The sequence below is a fragment of the Exiguobacterium sp. s80 genome, from assembly GCF_018618725.1.
GTDB lineage: Bacteria > Bacillota > Bacilli > Exiguobacteriales > Exiguobacteriaceae > Exiguobacterium_A > Exiguobacterium_A oxidotolerans.
This window is the reverse complement of record NZ_JACSMP010000001.1, coordinates 114,243-128,523: the sequence shown is the minus strand read 5'-3', so window position 1 is coordinate 128,523 and position 14,281 is coordinate 114,243. Positions and strand designations below refer to the sequence as shown.

The 14,281-nt window shown below is 46.4% G+C and carries 14 protein-coding genes; 3 read left to right on the top strand and 11 right to left on the bottom strand.

Annotation, left to right across the window (positions count from 1 at the left end; genetic code table 11):
* Position 1 precedes the first annotated feature (1 nt).
* From prmA to hrcA, 5 genes are all read right to left on the bottom strand, one after another.
* A complete protein-coding gene (gene prmA / locus KNP94_RS00685; protein ID WP_029332902.1) occupies positions 2–949 on the bottom strand; it encodes a 50S ribosomal protein L11 methyltransferase in 948 nt (315 codons plus the stop codon).
* A gap of 24 nt (positions 950–973) precedes the next feature.
* The gene (gene dnaJ / locus KNP94_RS00680; RefSeq protein WP_088836526.1) at positions 974–2,083 is read right to left on the bottom strand and encodes a molecular chaperone DnaJ; all 1,110 of its coding nucleotides are present in this window, start codon (positions 2,081–2,083) and stop codon (positions 974–976) included.
* Between the two features lie 135 nt (positions 2,084–2,218).
* Positions 2,219–4,045 (bottom strand): molecular chaperone DnaK, encoded by a 1,827-nt coding sequence (gene dnaK, locus KNP94_RS00675; RefSeq protein WP_088836525.1) that lies wholly within the window; start codon positions 4,043–4,045, stop codon positions 2,219–2,221.
* Between the two features lie 53 nt (positions 4,046–4,098).
* Complete coding sequence (gene grpE, locus KNP94_RS00670; protein WP_029332899.1) at positions 4,099–4,659, bottom strand: nucleotide exchange factor GrpE; 561 nt, start codon at positions 4,657–4,659, stop codon at positions 4,099–4,101.
* A 24-nt stretch (positions 4,660–4,683) separates the two neighbouring features.
* Entirely contained in the window at positions 4,684–5,721 is a 1,038-nt protein-coding gene (hrcA, locus tag KNP94_RS00665; protein ID WP_215115086.1) for a heat-inducible transcriptional repressor HrcA, read from the bottom strand.
* 77 nt (positions 5,722–5,798) lie between these two features.
* Between hrcA and KNP94_RS00660 the strand changes: the two genes are divergently transcribed.
* A complete protein-coding gene (locus KNP94_RS00660) occupies positions 5,799–5,978 on the top strand; it encodes a hypothetical protein (RefSeq protein ID WP_088836524.1) in 180 nt (59 codons plus the stop codon).
* A gap of 112 nt (positions 5,979–6,090) precedes the next feature.
* Here the strand turns inward: KNP94_RS00660 and hemW are convergent, their stop codons facing one another.
* Entirely contained in the window at positions 6,091–7,236 is a 1,146-nt protein-coding gene (gene hemW / locus KNP94_RS00655; RefSeq protein ID WP_088836523.1) for a radical SAM family heme chaperone HemW, read from the bottom strand.
* A gap of 60 nt (positions 7,237–7,296) precedes the next feature.
* Positions 7,297–9,120 (bottom strand): translation elongation factor 4, encoded by a 1,824-nt coding sequence (lepA, locus tag KNP94_RS00650; RefSeq protein WP_029332895.1) that lies wholly within the window; start codon positions 9,118–9,120, stop codon positions 7,297–7,299.
* Positions 9,121–9,353: 233 nt separating this feature from the next.
* On the opposite strand from lepA, the gene rpsT reads away from it, so the two are divergent.
* On the top strand, positions 9,354–9,614 hold the full coding sequence (gene rpsT, locus KNP94_RS00645; protein WP_014969761.1) for a 30S ribosomal protein S20: 261 nt from the start codon (positions 9,354–9,356) through the stop codon (positions 9,612–9,614).
* Positions 9,615–9,749: 135 nt separating this feature from the next.
* Here rpsT and KNP94_RS00640 read toward each other — a convergent pair whose 3' ends face one another.
* Both KNP94_RS00640 and holA read right to left on the bottom strand, forming a co-directional pair.
* Positions 9,750–10,187 carry a GNAT family N-acetyltransferase gene (locus KNP94_RS00640; protein WP_088836521.1) on the bottom strand — a complete coding sequence of 146 codons (438 nt, stop codon included), beginning with the start codon at positions 10,185–10,187 and terminating at the stop codon, positions 9,750–9,752.
* Positions 10,188–10,202: 15 nt separating this feature from the next.
* Entirely contained in the window at positions 10,203–11,204 is a 1,002-nt protein-coding gene (gene holA, locus KNP94_RS00635; RefSeq protein WP_214807470.1) for a DNA polymerase III subunit delta, read from the bottom strand.
* A gap of 100 nt (positions 11,205–11,304) precedes the next feature.
* Here holA and KNP94_RS00630 point away from each other — a divergent pair, with 100 nt between their 5' ends.
* On the top strand, positions 11,305–11,466 hold the full coding sequence (locus KNP94_RS00630) for a YqzM family protein (RefSeq protein WP_029332892.1): 162 nt from the start codon (positions 11,305–11,307) through the stop codon (positions 11,464–11,466).
* A 35-nt stretch (positions 11,467–11,501) separates the two neighbouring features.
* Here KNP94_RS00630 and KNP94_RS00625 read toward each other — a convergent pair whose 3' ends face one another.
* Together KNP94_RS00625 and KNP94_RS00620 are read right to left on the bottom strand one after the other, a co-directional pair.
* Complete coding sequence (locus KNP94_RS00625) at positions 11,502–13,664, bottom strand: DNA internalization-related competence protein ComEC/Rec2 (RefSeq protein WP_215115085.1); 2,163 nt, start codon at positions 13,662–13,664, stop codon at positions 11,502–11,504.
* On the bottom strand, positions 13,664–14,278 hold the full coding sequence (locus KNP94_RS00620; RefSeq protein WP_214765462.1) for a helix-hairpin-helix domain-containing protein: 615 nt from the start codon (positions 14,276–14,278) through the stop codon (positions 13,664–13,666). Before KNP94_RS00620 ends, KNP94_RS00625 begins: the two co-directional genes overlap by 1 nt.
* Positions 14,279–14,281 lie beyond the last annotated feature (3 nt).

Genomic DNA, 14,281 nt, shown 5'->3' with positions numbered 1-14,281 from the left:
CTCAGGCCTCGCGTTTCGCAATGATTGCGACCCAGTCTTCCAGTTTTGTTGTTTCAACAATCGTAAAGCCGGCCTCGGTCATCGCCTCGACAACCATGTCTTTCTTCTGACTGATGATGCCTGAAGCAATGAAGTGCCCGCCTGGCAGTGTCAGCTCGTAGGCATCGTTCACAAACAATAAGATGACCTCAGCTAAGATGTTTGCGACAATCAATTCGACAGGCTCATTTAATGCTTTCATCAAGTCACCTTGACGGACTGTGATCCGGTCACTGACTTGATTGAGTGCCACGTTATCCGTCGCTGATTTAACAGCGACTTCATCTAAATCAAGCGCGAACACATCTTTTGCTCCCAGTTTCGCAGCGGCGATTGCGAGGACACCTGAACCCGTCCCGACATCGACGACGCGATCTTGCTCTTGCAAGTAGTTTTCAATCGCTTGAATACAGAGAACTGTCGTCGGATGCGTTCCTGTCCCAAACGCCATACCCGGGTCAAGTTCGATGATTTTTTCATCCGGTTGTGGTGTATAGTCTTCCCACATCGGAACAACCGTCAAGTGACGGCTGATCTTGACCGGTTTATAAAACTGTTTCCACGAATGGGCCCAGTCTTCTTCATCGACTTGTGTGAGCGTGACAGTACCTGAACCGATCGTCAGTCCGAACTGCGTCAGCATCTGGATATCACGTTCGATTCCTTTAATCATATCCGTCAAATCGCTACTTTCCGCAAGATAAGCTTTAACGAGGACACCTGTATCCGGATATTCGTCTCGTTTTTTCTCATCCCAAATTTCACCGAAGTTGTCTTCACGATGCGACATCATCTCGAAATCTTCGACATCCTCGATGACGACACCACTCGCTCCTGCTTCATGTAAAATATTCGAGACTGCTTCGACTGCTTCTTGTGTCGTATGGACACAAACTTCTGACCATTTCATTTCCTGTCACGCTCCTTTAGCGAATCACCCTTTAAAGAATGTTTTAATACGGCCAAAGACACCTTCATGCTGCTCTTCGACACCTTTTTCATCACTGATTTCGTTGAATTCACGTAAGATTTCTTTTTGACGATCTGTCAAATGCTTCGGTGTGATGAGGACGACGTTGACATACTGGTCACCATGATGACCTGAACGAACGTTCGGCATCCCTTTACCACGAAGGCGGAACCGTGATCCAGTTTGTGTACCGGCCGGAATCTTCAAGCTAACTTTTCCATGAACGGTTGGCACTTCGATTTCATCCCCGAGTGTCGCTTGAGCGAATGTTAACGGCATGTCCATGACGATATGATCGTCAACGCGCTCGAACAATTCGTGTTCCCGGACACGGACGACGACGTAGAGATCACCGAACGGTCCGCCGTTGACGCCTGCTTCCCCTTTACCAGCTAAGCGAATTTGTTGTCCATTGTCGATCCCTGCTGGAATTTTGACACGAACGTCTTTATTTTTACGGACACGACCTGCACCACGACATGTTTCACATGGTTCTTTGACGATTTGTCCACGCCCGTGACATGTCGAACATGTTGTTTGGTTGACGACACGACCGAACATCGTGTTTTGTTCGACGTTGATGTGACCTGATCCAGCACAACGTTTACATGTTTCTGGGTGCGTCCCTGGTTTTGCACCTGATCCATGACACGTTTCGCAATCTTCCTCGATTGGAATCGTGATGACTTTCTCAACACCCGAGAATGCCTCCATGAAATCAATTTCTTCTACGTACTGGAGATCTTGTCCTTTACGCGGTGCATTCGGATCTTGACGGCGTCCACCACCACCAAAGAACATGTCAAAGATGTCCCCGAATCCTTCTGCGCCGCCGAATCCTGCACCACCTTGCGATGGATCTTGGTGACCGTACTGATCGTAACGTGCTCGTTTATTGTCGTCAGACAAAATTTCGTACGCTTCCGAAATCTCTTTGAATTTTGCATCGGCATCTGATTCTTTATTGACATCCGGATGATACGTCCGGGCGAGTTTCCGATAAGCTCGTTTAATTTCTGCTGCTGAGGCGTCGCGTGCAACACCTAACACTTCATAATAATCGCGTTTTTCCACGTTCAGTCTCCCTCTCTTTGGCTCCGATTCACTTCATACTGTTTGATTTTACCGAACTTCGTGCGACATGGAAAGAGCCAAAGCGCGGATCACGCTTTGGCTCTCTCTAGCGCCCGAAAAATCGGTCGATTCGAATTATTTGTTGTCTTTATCGTCTACTTCTTCAAATTCTGCGTCCATGACGTTGTCGTCTTGTCCGTCAGCTTGTGCGCCTTCAGCGCCAGCTTGTTGTTGAGCCATGTTTTCGTAGACTTTTTGTGTGAGTTCTTGAACGACTGTTGATAATTCATCTTTCGCCGTACGAATCGCTTCGATGTCTTCTCCAGCAAGAGCCGTTGTTACTTTTTCTTTTGCAGCTTCTGCTTTTTCTTTATCGGCAGCATCGATTTGTTCGCCGAGATCTTTGATTGCTTTATCTGTCGCGAAGACGAGTTGATCGGCTTCGTTACGAAGTTCAACTTCTTCTTTACGTTTGTTGTCTGCATCTGCGTTCGCTTCAGCATCTTTGACCATTTGATCGATGTCCGCTTCAGTCAAGCCGCTTGATGATTGGATTGTGATCGATTGTTCTTTGTTTGTACCGAGGTCTTTCGCCGATACGTTAACGATTCCGTTTGCATCGATGTCGAATTTAACTTCGATTTGCGGTACGCCGCGTTGTGCCGGTGGAATGTCTGTCAACTGGAAACGACCCAGCGTTTTGTTATCTGTTGCCATCGGACGTTCCCCTTGAAGGACGTGGATATCTACTGCCGGCTGGTTATCAGCTGCTGTAGAGAAAACTTGTGATTTCGATGTCGGGATCGTCGTGTTACGATCGATCAACTTCGTCATCACGCTACCCATTGTTTCGATTCCGAGTGAAAGTGGTGTTACGTCAAGAAGAACAACGTCTTTGACGTCACCAGTCAATACGCCACCTTGAACTGCTGCACCGAGGGCAACAACTTCATCCGGGTTAACGCCTTTGAATGATTCTTTACCTGTGAAGTCTTGAACTGCTTTTTGGACTGCAGGAATTCGTGTTGATCCACCAACAAGAATGATTTTATCGATTTTATCTGGTGACATACCAGCATCGCTAAGGGCACGACGCGTTGGTTCCATCGTCCGCTCGACGAGGTCAGCAGTCAAATCGTCGAATTTCGCACGTGATAACGTCATTTCAAGGTGAAGTGGACCTGCTGCGCCAGCCGTGATGAACGGAAGGCTGATTTGTGTCGAAGAGACACCTGAAAGGTCTTTCTTCGCTTTTTCAGCAGCATCTTTCAAACGTTGAAGTGCCATTTTATCTTGTGCTAAGTCGATGCCATTGTCTTTTTTGAATTCTGCAACAAGGTGATCGATGATTTTTTGGTCAAAATCATCTCCTCCAAGACGGCTGTCACCGGCTGTTGAAACAACTTCAAAGACACCATCACCAAGTTCAAGGATTGAAACGTCGAATGTACCGCCACCTAAGTCATAGATGAGGATTGTGTGGTCTTCGCCTTTTTCAAGTCCGTATGCAAGTGCTGCTGCAGTTGGCTCGTTGATGATCCGTTTCACGTCAAGACCAGCGATTGTACCCGCGTCTTTTGTTGCTTGGCGTTCTGCATCATTGAAATAAGCAGGTACTGTGATGACAGCTTCCGTTACTTTTTCACCGAGATAATCTTCAGCTTGCGCTTTCAATTTTTGAAGGATGATTGCTGATACTTCTTGTGGCGTGTAATCTTTTCCTTCAACTTCAACTTTGTAGTCTGTACCCATGTGACGTTTAATCGACATGATTGTATTCGGGTTCGTGATTGCTTGACGTTTCGCGACTTCCCCGACTTGACGCTCTCCGTTTTTAAAAGCGACGACAGATGGTGTCGTACGGTTACCTTCTGCGTTTGCGATAACGACCGGCTCTCCGCCTTCCATTACTGCTACACATGAGTTCGTTGTACCTAAGTCAATACCAATGATTTTTGCCATGATAAATTCCTCACCTTCGATTAGTTAATTGTTGTGTTTCGGATGATTCGAGATTACTCTGCGACTTTGACCATGCTTGGACGAATCACGCGGTCATGTAACTTATACCCTTTTTGGAATTCAGCCGTTACGATGCCCGACTCGAATTCGTCACTTGCTTCCTGAACGACTGCCTGATGCAGATTCGGGTCAAAGGCTTCGCCAACCGCTGGAATTTCAACGACACCTTCGTTTTGAAGGGTTTCGGCTAACTGACGCTTGACCATTTCGACACCCGCTAAGACGGACTTTGTTTCTTCGTTGTCAGACTCAATCTGAAGTGCGCGATCAAGGTTATCGACGAGTGGGAGTAACTTCTCGACGATAGATTGTGATGAATACTTCGCACGATTTTCTGCTTCAATCCGGTTACGGCGCTTGAAGTTATCAAAATCGGCACGCAACCGTAATTCTGATGCTTTTGCTTCAGCAAGTTGCGCTTCAAAATTCGGTGTCGCTTCTTCTTCGACGAGGTCCGCTTGCACGAGTTCCTCTTCTGTTACTTCAACTGTTTCTGCTTGTTGCTCGGTTGTTTCTTCATTACTGAGGTTTTGATTCTGCTCTTTTTCTTCCACTCTGAATCGAGCCCCTTTCTATATTCAATCCAAGCTGTTTTTACGCAGCTCGGTTTGGAATGCTTGCAAAAGATGAATGATCGAATTGATGCCTCGATTATAATCCATCCGTTTTGGACCAATCAGCGCAAGTGTCCCGAGCGAAACGCCATCAACGGAGTAATGGGCACGGATCACGCTACAATCCTTCAGGGCATCGACATTGTTCTCGCTTCCGATCGTAATCAAGATTTGATTATCGAGATTCGGACTCAAGAAATCAAACAATGCTTCCTGCTGTTCAATCAATTCTAAGACAGGTCTTAGTTTGGCGACGTCTTGAAATTCCGGTTGGTCGAACATATTTGCTTTCCCACCCAGATAAATCAAGGGACGCTCATCCTGTTGATCCATCAGAACGATATCGAGTGTTTTCGAAAGTAACGACGTCTGTTCCGAATGTTCGGAACGAAAACGTCTGATTTCTTCCAGCAAACGAAGACGAAGATTGCTCAGTGGCGTTCCTCGTAACGTCTTATTCAGACGTTCCATCAGTCGACTCGCTGCCTCACGTGAGAGAGCTTCCGCTAACTGAAGTGTCTTATGCTCAACATGACCTGTCTCCGTTACGAGAACGATTACGACGCGTCCTTCTGCTAACGGGATTAATTCTAAATGGTGGAGCCGTTGTCCTTCTTCTTTAGGACCTAATACAAGTGTCGTGTAATGCGTCAATTCGCTCAACAAGTCCGCCGTATGTCTGATCAAGCGATCATTTTCATTCACGGAATGGGCAAATAATGATTTTAATGCTTTTGCCTCTTGCGGTGAGATGCTTTCCGGACGAATCAGATGATCGACATAAAATCGATATCCAAGCTCAGATGGAATTCGTCCCGCAGAAGTATGCGGTTTTTCAATCAATCCCATCTCTTCGAGGTCCGCCATCTCATTTCGAATGGTCGCGGAACTGAACGTCACGTCGTCTCGTTTCGAGAGCGTCCGTGAGCCGACGGGTTGAGCGGTTTTGATATAATCATCGACGATTGCACGCAAAATCAACAATTGACGATCCGTCAGCACCTTCTTCACCACCTTATTTTGTTAGCACTCACTTTTAACGAGTGCTAATTACATCTTTACTATAAGGAATAGTGGAAATGATGTCAACAGATTTGCTGAACCCTTTGAACAGTTTCCCATTATACGATACAGTGAAACAAATGATGAAAAGGATGATCAAGATGCTTGAGATGTTTGCGATGGCCGGTGTGTTCGTTTGGTTGTTCATTGCCATCATCGGAACGACTGCTTATTTCGCAAGAAAATCTAAAAAATAGACGCGTACGAGGAAAATAACGAGAAAAGACGCTTTTATCTCCCAATAGCACGTTGTCTGTACGCAAAAAACCAATCCCGTTACTGTGGATTGGTTTTTTTGTCGTCCTGAAATCATTCAACTTCCGCTTCACCGATGAACTCGGCGAATACTTCATTCGCAAGCGGGACACCCGCCTCCGTTAATCGCAAGTGTGTATCCGTCCGTTCGACTAATCCGCGCGGCAACAACTTCGTGATTGTTTTACCAAAAGCAGCATCTAACGCTATCCCATACTTTTGCTCAAAGTGTTCGATTGACACCCCTTGTTTCATCCGAAGTCCGAGGAACATCTCTTCTTCCATTCGCTCGACACGTGTCAGTGGTGTCTCGTTGCGGACCGGTAAACCTTCCGCCTTGATGTAATGCGGAATCGGTGCGATGTTCGCGCGACGTGTTTGAGCGATGTAACTATGCGAGCCTGCGCCGAAACCGTAATACTCATCATTTTCCCAGTAGACCCGGTTATGCCGACTTTCTTTCCCCGGTAACGAGAAGTTCGAGATTTCGTATTGTTTCAAACCACCGGCTTCAATCGTCTCAATCATCAAACGATACATCTCTGCTTCAAGATCTTGTGTCGGTAACGGGAGTTTTCCTTTTCGTTCTTGAATCGCGAACACGGTGTGCGGTTCCAAAATTAACGAGTACGACGAAATATGGGTGATCGGTAAGCGAAGGGCGCGCTCGACATCGTATTTAACTTGCTCAAGCGTTTGATTCGGTAAGCCGAACATCAAATCGACGGAAATGTTATCAAACCGTTTAGCCGCTTCGTCAAGCGTCTCTGCGACTTTCGCTTCCCGGTGCGTCCGACCGATCCGTTCAAGCAATCCGTCATCAAACGACTGGACACCGAAACTGACACGGTTGACACCACCCGCTTTCATGATATCGAGTTTTTCAGGCGATACGCCGTCCGGATTCGACTCGACCGTGTATTCAAGCGTCTCATCCGTCAGCGGCAAGAGATGTTTGCTGATGATGTCCATCAGACGTTGCATCTGTTGTTCGTTCAGGGCAGTCGGTGTTCCGCCACCAATGAAAATCGTTTCAAGTCGATCGGTCGGGTATTGTTGTAGTGTCAGTTCGATTTCACGTTCTAACGCATCTAAATATTCCGCAACCGGTTGATTCTTTAAAAATACTTTATTGAAATCACAGTAGTAACAGATATGTTCACAAAACGGAATGTGGACATATGCGGCGCGTGGAGTCATTTCGCCTCATCCTTTCTATATAAACAAGAAAAAGGGTGCGTTAAACGCCCCCTTTTGACTTTAATCTTCATCCATCGACAGAACCGACATGAAGGCTTCTTGAGGTACCTCTACCGAGCCTACCATCTTCATGCGCTTCTTACCTTCTTTTTGCTTCTCAAGCAATTTACGTTTTCGTGAGATATCCCCACCATAACATTTTGCGAGAACGTTTTTCCGAAGGGCTTTAATCGTCGAACGCGCAACGATTTTTGTCCCGACCGCAGCTTGAATCGGCACTTCGAATTGCATCCGTGGAATCAATTCTTTTAATTTATCAACGATGACTTTCCCACGTTCGTACGCAAAATCACGGTGAACGATGAAACTCAGGGCATCGACGTTTTCGTTATTCAATAGGATATCCATCTTCACAAGGCGTGATTGTTGGTAGCCAATCAATTCGTAATCCAGTGAAGCATATCCTTTTGTACTCGATTTTAATTGATCGAAGAAATCATAAACGATTTCCGAAAGCGGTAACTCATACGTGATTTTAACACGTGTCGTATCGATGTATTCCATGTCGATGAACGTCCCGCGTTTCTTTTGACAAAGTTCCATGATTGCCCCGACATAGTCGTTCGGCGTCATGACAGCTGCCTTGACGAAAGGTTCTTCGATGAACTCGACCTTTTGTTGATCGGGCATCTTCGACGGGTTGTCGACATGCAAGACTTCGCCAGACGTCGTCGTCACGTTGTAGATAACCGACGGTGCTGTCGTGATCATATCGATGTTGAACTCACGTTCGATTCGCTCTTGAATGATTTCCATGTGCAACATACCTAGGAATCCACAGCGGAAACCGAATCCGAGTGCTTGCGATGTCTCCGGCTCGAACTCGAGTGCTGCATCACTTAACTGGAGACGCTCAAGCGCTTCACGTAAATCATTGTAACGGGCGGCATCGATTGGATACAGTCCACAATACACCATCGGATTCATTTTCCGGTAACCCGGCAACGCTTCGATTGCCGGTTGTTTCGCGAGTGTAATCGTATCCCCTACTCGGACGTCTCCAACGGTCTTAATCGACGCTGACAATGTACCAACATCTCCGACCGTTAATTCTTGTTGACGAAGTGCCTTTGGTGTCGAAACGGCAAGTTCTAAGACTTCGAAATCTTTACCGGTCGACATCATACGAATTTTATCACCGACTTTGACCGTTCCGTTGACGATTCGGATTGATGCGACAACACCACGGTACGGGTCATAGAACGAGTCAAAAATTAACGCTTCAAGCGGTGCAGCCGGATCACCGGTTGGTGCAGGCACTTTTTCGACGATTTGTTCAAGAATCTCTTCAATTCCGATTCCTGCTTTTGCTGACGTCGGAACCGCTTCAGATGCATCGAGTCCGATGACATCTTCGATTTCTTGACGAACACGTTCGACATCCGCCGACGGCAGGTCAATTTTATTGATGATCGGTAAAATTTCAAGATCGTTATCTAACGCCAAGTAGACGTTCGCGAGTGTTTGTGCTTCAATCCCTTGCGCCGCATCGACGACGAGAACAGCACCTTCACACGCTGCGAGTGAACGCGAAACTTCATAAGTAAAGTCGACGTGTCCAGGTGTGTCGATCAGATGGAGGATATATTCCTCACCATCTTTTGCTGTATACTTCAATTGGACGGCATTCAACTTGATTGTAATTCCACGTTCCCGTTCGAGATCCATGGCATCAAGCGTTTGGTCTTTCATTTCACGTGACGTCAAAGCGCCTGTTCTTTCTAGAATACGGTCAGCGAGCGTCGATTTCCCGTGGTCGATATGGGCGATAATCGAGAAGTTCCGAATGCTCTTTTGCCGTTTTAAACGGTCTGCATTATTCATGTTTATAGTCACCTTACCTTATATTCAAACGTACATACGCTTCATTATAACAAAAATCAGACGAGCTGTACCATCCCGTTTTGTTTTACCGAAAAACAAAAATCCAAAGAAACCCTAGAGCTGTTATTGCTTTTAAGAAAAACGTTTGCTACAATTGTGCTTGTTCTGTTGAACGATAAATGCAGATATGCGAATATAAATCTCGAATGAGTTTTCTTGGAGGTGAATCATCCATGGCTAACATTAAATCAGCAATCAAGCGTGTTAAAACAGCTGAAAAACGCCGCGTCGCTAACGTACAACGTAAATCGTCAATGCGTTCAGCTATCAAAGCAGTCGAAACTTTCGCTACTGAAGGTAACAAAGAGCAAGCGCTCGTAGCTTTCAACACAGCGTCTAAGAAAATCGACAAAGCTGCTGCTAAAGGTCTTATCCACAGCAACAAAGCTGGTCGTGACAAATCACGTCTCGCTAAACTCGTAAACGCACTTTAATTCTTTCCGAAGAATACGGTGATCGATCGCCACTAGGGGCTTCCCCGGTGGCGATTTTTTTGTGCTTAAAAAAGAGACCGACTCCAAAAGAATGCTTCCTTTCGAGTCAGTCTCAGTTGATTTGAATACTTCGTTTCAATACGTCAATCGATCGACCATCACGTGATGCGGACCAATTCCTTCGATTTCAAATTGCTCACTCGCAATCTTCATTCCAAATCGTTCGTAGAACGGAACTGCGACTAGCCGGGCATTACACCACCAACCAGTAGCTTGCCGTTCCTTTAAAATTCGTCGTGCTTCTTCAAGCAATGCAATCCCGTATCCTTCACCACGTACATCCGGACTCGTCGCCATTCCTCGCAATTGATATGTCAATTCGGGAGCTGTATCATATGACCGTTTTGCAAATGAGCCGATTGCGACAATTTTACCGTCCTTGACGCCTCCGAGGTGAAACGTATCTGTCGCCAAGTCGTCCGGATACGTGCACGCCTCAATCGGTTGATGCGGACGTAAGACGCCATGACGAAGTGGAATCACTTCTGTTGCTTGAATCATTCGAATTTCCATTAGTTAGTCAGCTCCTCACAAAGTCGCTAGTCGGACGATTAGTGAATCAAACAATATTCGCTTATCACCACGCCCAGTCTTCATCCCTTCATCAGTCGTCGTGATGGTGATTAACGCTTGTTCGAGTTGGGCGAACGTAAATCGTTTCCCGGACTGCAATGCTAATTTAATCGCATATGGATGCGCCCCGACCTTTGAAGCAATTTGTCGTTCACCATAACCTTGTTCCGCCAGGCGCTTAGACAGTAACATCATTCGGTACTGACGTGCCATCAAACCGAGCAGCGCTAATATTTCCTGACCTTGCTTTTCTAAGTCACGAATCAGGCGAATCGCAGGCTCAAGTTGACGTTTCATTAAGTAATCCGTCAATTGAAAGACATTGTCTTCAAGTGTCCGCGGTACTAACAAATCAACATCCGCCAATTCAATCGTCGGATGATCGCCTGCATAAAGCATCAGCTTATCGAGCTCATGCGCTAGCGTTCCCCACATTTCTCCTGTCAAAAAGATTAACCGTTCAATTGCCGGTCGCTCCATCCGGTATCCTTTGTCATTAACAGTACCCATCGTAAAGCGGAATAATTCTTCCGAAGTCGGCTTTTTTGCTTCGAGGACCGTCGCACGATCTTTCAACCGCTTGACGATTTTTTTTCGTTCATCCAGTTTCTCCGCTTCGACAATTAAAACGACGACTGCATAATCTGCCGGTTGTAAGACATATTCCGCTAATCGATCAACGTTATGCGTTTTTTTATCTTTCGCGCCCGTCAGAAAAGTCGCTGGTTTTGCAACCACGACACGGTAATCACTTAAAAAAGGAACTGTTTCCGCCTCATCTAACACGGCATCGAGAGGCTGATCGTTTAAATCGATCTTCATGTAGTCAAATCGTTCGCCATCTGGTAATGCCGCCTTCACGATTTCACGTTCCCACTCCTCTAAAAGATGACGCTCCGTCCCATATAATAAATAAAGGTTAGCCAACTTTCCGTTGACAAGCCAAGGTGTTTTCATCATTCCCACCACATTTCACAGTTTGTTCTTAACTTCATCATAGATAATCCTCTTTTATTCCGCTATACTAGAAGCGGAATCTATTAAGGGGGAATGCAGCATGGCACATTCAGTACGCCCACCAAGTGAAAATGCGTTTGAAAACGATATTCAATCAAAACGTAATGACGCGCTTGACTCAGCCGTCGGTTTTGGCGCTTCATTTGGTTTCTTCGCCGTTTTATTCATCATTGGCGTTTTAATCAAATTCTTAAGTCTATAATCACTAAAACAGCAACCTTGGGGGGTTGCTGTTTTTTATTTTATCATAGCTTCACAGCCTGCTGAAGAACAAGTTATCATCCCGTCCCTGTCCGTCCGCCAAATCGTCCGCTGATTTCCGATGCGATCTAACACTTCTTCATGCGGGTGACCATAACGATTATTCCGTCCCGCGGAGATGATGACTGTTTCTGGATTCGTTTGTTGCAACAAGTCGAGTCCCGTCGACGTCTTCGAGCCATGATGACCCGCTTTCAAAATATCGATTGGTCCAAGGTTCCAACCTTCTTCTTGTTCAATGCTCGCGTCACCCGTCAACAAAACCCGTTTTCCTGCAACGTCCGCAAGCAACACGATGGAACGGTCATTCTCCTCTGCTTCTGATTCGTCAGGTGCAACAACAGTAAGCCAAGGTCGTATCTCTCGCCCTGCCTTGACGAACTCCACTTTGGTCCCTGTCGCTTCAATCTGCTCCAGCAAACGATGCCGCTTTTCATCCTGATTATCGTATCTTCCGAAATAAATCGTATCGACACGAATTTTCTTTAATAACCCGATGACACCTCCAATATGATCATTGTCAGCATGAGTCAAGATGAGTCCGTCGATTACTGTCTCCGCGCGCGTATGAAGAAAAGGCGCAACGATTTGACTACCAGGGTCGAACGGACGTAACGTGGGACGTTGTGATAACATAAACGCCCCGCCTGTGTCGATGACGAACGTTTCTCCATCCTTCTCGATTACCGTACTATCGCCTTGACCGACGTCGAGAAATGTCACCTGTTCTTCCGTCCTTAAATCCATCGATACACTTCCAAGAAGGAGAGCACAGACGGGAAGAAGATGCCCCCACCACTTTTGTTCCGCTACATACCATCCGATTAAGACGACGACTATAACGAGCAAAAAGAGTGGTAACGACAATAAGTGGACAGCAACGGTCGGAACAGGTAACTGCTCCGCTTGCGCGAGGGCAAGATCAAGTACACCAACTGCTCGCTCGTGGAGCGTCATGAATGTATCCGTGACTGGGAAAAACAAGAGTAAGCCTACTAGAAAGGAAAGCGGAAGGATGATCCATTCGATCCAGGCTCCAATGACGAGGTTCAACAGAGGCGACCATGGCGAAACTTCCGTTTGTTCCGCCATTTGCAAGACTAGGCTCGTTAAGATTTGCGCCCAGACACTAATTAACAACCAGTTCCAAGGACGTTTTACTTTTTGCCAGATCTTGCGCGACAATAATAAAAAAATCGTTAGTCCGACAGTCAACTGAAAGCCGATATCATAAAGACTCGTATAAGAATAGGCGAGTTGCGCTGCTGCAACATAGGCAACCACGAGGAGCGGGTCTGTCCGTCGTCCGAGACGCTGATAGAGCATCAAGATGAACGCGACGCAGACTGCACGCGTGACCGGCGCACTCCATTCCGTCAGCCAACCATATAACGGTAATAAGACAAGGACGAATTCCGCTCTTCGTTCACGCGTCAATCGGCACTTTTTCAAAATCCATAATATCGTAAAAATCAAAAAGGCGATATGTGAACCTGAAATGACGATTGCGTGTAACAATCCAAACTTCTTGAAGCGATCAAGCGTCAACTGATCCATCAATCGGTCCTCACCTAGCACGAGCGCTTCGATATACAAGGCTTGTTTCGCCGGAAGTCGTTCAATCCGGTCCATCCATGCTTGGCGCATCCTGCGTCCCTGCGCGTCAAATCCAGGTGTATCGGTACACGATCCCCATTCTTTCACTTCGAATTTTCCTGCTAATCGTTCTGTACGCATCCAGCGCGCCTCGTCAAAGCCGCCACGATTGACACGGGGTAAAACCATTTTTTCCGTCAGTTCGACTTGACATCGTCTTCCAATTCGCTCGTAATCGAGATCCTGATGTTCATCTAGCGTCGCCGAAACGATCAACTCCTGTTGATTCGCAGTCGCCAGGTACCGAATCCGATCTCCATTTTGCTTCGCGTCCAAAATATCAATTGTCTGAATCGGTGTCGTATCAACGAAATCTTGTCCGTACACGATGAGCACTACGACCAACAGACTCATCAAGACAAGGCGTGTCGAAGTAAAAGACCAGCTTTTAATGGTCAAAACGAGACAAATCACACCTACGAGCCAAAGTGACTCTTTGATTGCGATCAATACAATCATGAAAAATAACGGGAATAACGGCATCAGTAAACAATCAAATAGGCTCTCAATGTTTCAAGCGTCTTGTCACCAAATCCCTTAACCTCTCCTAAGTCTTCATAACGCGCGAACCCGCCCTTTTCTTCACGATAGGCTAAAATCGCGTTCGCTTTAGCTGGACCGATTCCAGGGATTTCAAGTAACTGTTGCTCCGTCGCAGCATTCAAGTCGAGCAGACCAGTCGGCACATCTGCTTGTGGCACTTCTTCTTTCGGTTGTGTAAGTTTCACTTTTTCTTTTGTCGGAACAATGACTTCCTGACCGTCAATCAACCGTGCCGCGAGATTCATTTCTGTCACATCAGCAGCTTGTGTCAACTCCGCACGAACGACTGCGTCTTTAATCCGGTCGCCTAACTTAAAGGAATAGGGTCCCGGTCGCTTGACTGCCCCTTTCACATCAACCATGATTTTTTTGTTTAAGAGGGTCTGCTCCGTGGACCCTTGATCTTCTGCTTTGGCGTCTTGCTCATGCTTAACGATTGCTGGTTTGTCGACGAGCGCTTCTTTCGAACACGATGGTAACGGGACGAACAGTACGATTATCAGTAACACGACAACAACAACACTCGCGATTTGTTGAATCCGGGGAATAGTCATCGG